At 70.8% G+C, this 1,775-nt stretch carries 1 protein-coding gene; it reads right to left on the bottom strand.

Features of this window, described 5'->3' with window-relative positions; all coding sequences use genetic code 11:
- On the bottom strand, positions 1–1,775 hold a 1,775-nt coding region (locus tag ABZ845_RS31905; protein ID WP_360987036.1), incomplete at both ends, for a condensation domain-containing protein.

The following is a 1,775-nucleotide window of genomic DNA, read 5'->3' as shown; positions in this document are numbered from 1 at the left end:
CGTCGACACCCCACCATCCACCGACGGCACCTGCCACCCCAACAACCGCTCCCGCTCACCACCACCCACCACCGACACCACACCAAGACGTGACTGCGGCTCACGCGACAGCAGTTCCAGGACGCGCCGCAACCAGCCCGCGAAGCGCTCGGCCGTAGCGGCGTCGAACAGGTCGGCCGCCGCGATGAGGGTGCCGCGCAGACCCGCTGGGGCACCGTCGGCGTCGAACACCTCGCGGACCGCGAGATCCAGGTCGAACTTCGCCGCCGATGCACCCGCCGGCCGTCCGGCAATGTCCAGGCCGGGCAGGTCCAGCGCCGGGTCCGCGGTGTTCTGCACGGTCAGCATCACCTGGAACAGGGGGTGGCGGGCCATCGAGCGGACCGGGGACAGCTCCTCGACCAGCTTCTCGAAGGGCACGTCCTGGTGCGCGAAGGCACCGAGCCCGGTCTCCCGGACCCGCTCCAGCACCTCCGTGAAGGTCGGGTCACCGGACAGGTCGGTACGCAGCACGAGAGTGTTGACGAAGAACCCGACCAGGTCGTCCATGGCTTGGTCGGTGCGGCCCGCGATCGCCGTCCCGATCGGGATGTCGGTTCCGGCGCCGACCCGGTTGAGGGTCACCGCGAGGGCGGCCTGCAGCACCATGAACAGGGTCACGCCCCGCTCGCGGGCCAGCGCGACCAGTCGCTGGTGGGTCTGCGCGTCCACATCCAGCTCCACGCCGACACCGCGGTGGGAGGCCACCGCCGGGCGCTGCCGGTCGGCCGGGAGCTCCAGTTCCTCCGGCACGTCCGCCAACCGCTCGCGCCAGTAGGCGACCTGACGGGAGATGAGGCTGTCGGTGTCGCGCTCGTCACCGAGCAGATCGCGCTGCCACAGCGCGTAGTCCGCGTACTGCACCGGCGGAGCAGACCACTCGGGTGACCGGCCCTCGACACGAGCCGCGTACGCCGTCGACAAGTCCCGCGCCAGCACACCCGTCGACCAGCCATCGGTCGCGATGTGGTGCACCACCACCAGCAGCACATGCTCGGTCGGGTTCACCACGAACAATGACGCCCTGAACGGAATCTCCGACCCCAAGGCGAAGCCGACACCGGCCGCATCAGCCACTGCGGCGTCCAGGCCGGCCTCCGCCACTTCGGCGACGACCAGCTCGAACCCGGACTCGTCCACCGGCAGGATCCGCTGGTACGGCTCACCGTCGGCGACCGGGAAGACCGTACGCAGCACCTCGTGGCGCTCGATGACATCGCGCAGGGCGACTTCGAGGGCCTCACGATTCAGCTCACCGGTCAGACGCAGCGCCATCGGAACGTTGTAGGTGGTACTCGGACCATCCAACTCGCCCAGGAACCAAAGGCGTTGCTGGGCGAAGGACAGCGGCACCCGCTCCGGACGGGCCGCCGCCGTCAATGCCCGACGGCCCTCGCCCGCCTGGCCCAGCCGCGCCGCCAGCGCCGCCGGCGTCGAGGCCTCGAACAGCGCCCGCAGCGGTACCTCCACACCCAGCACCGCACGGATCCGGCTCACCAGACGCGTGGCCAGCAGCGAATGCCCGCCCAGCCGGAAGAAGTCGTCATCGACCCCGACCCCCTCCAGCCCCAGCACCTCCGCGAAGGCCTGGCACAGCAGCTCCTCCTGCACCGTCGACGGCTCCCGGCTCACCGTCAGCGCGGCCGTGTAGTCGGGTGCGGGCAGGGCGCGGCGGTCGAGTTTGCCGTTCACCGTCAGCGGCAGCGTCTCCAGGACGACGAACGCCGACGGCACCA

The sequence above is a fragment of the Streptomyces sp. NPDC047022 genome (assembly GCF_040644155.1).
GTDB lineage: Bacteria > Actinomycetota > Actinomycetes > Streptomycetales > Streptomycetaceae > Streptomyces.
Note: the sequence above shows the minus strand (reverse complement) of the source record. Positions and strands in the feature narration are given on the sequence as shown.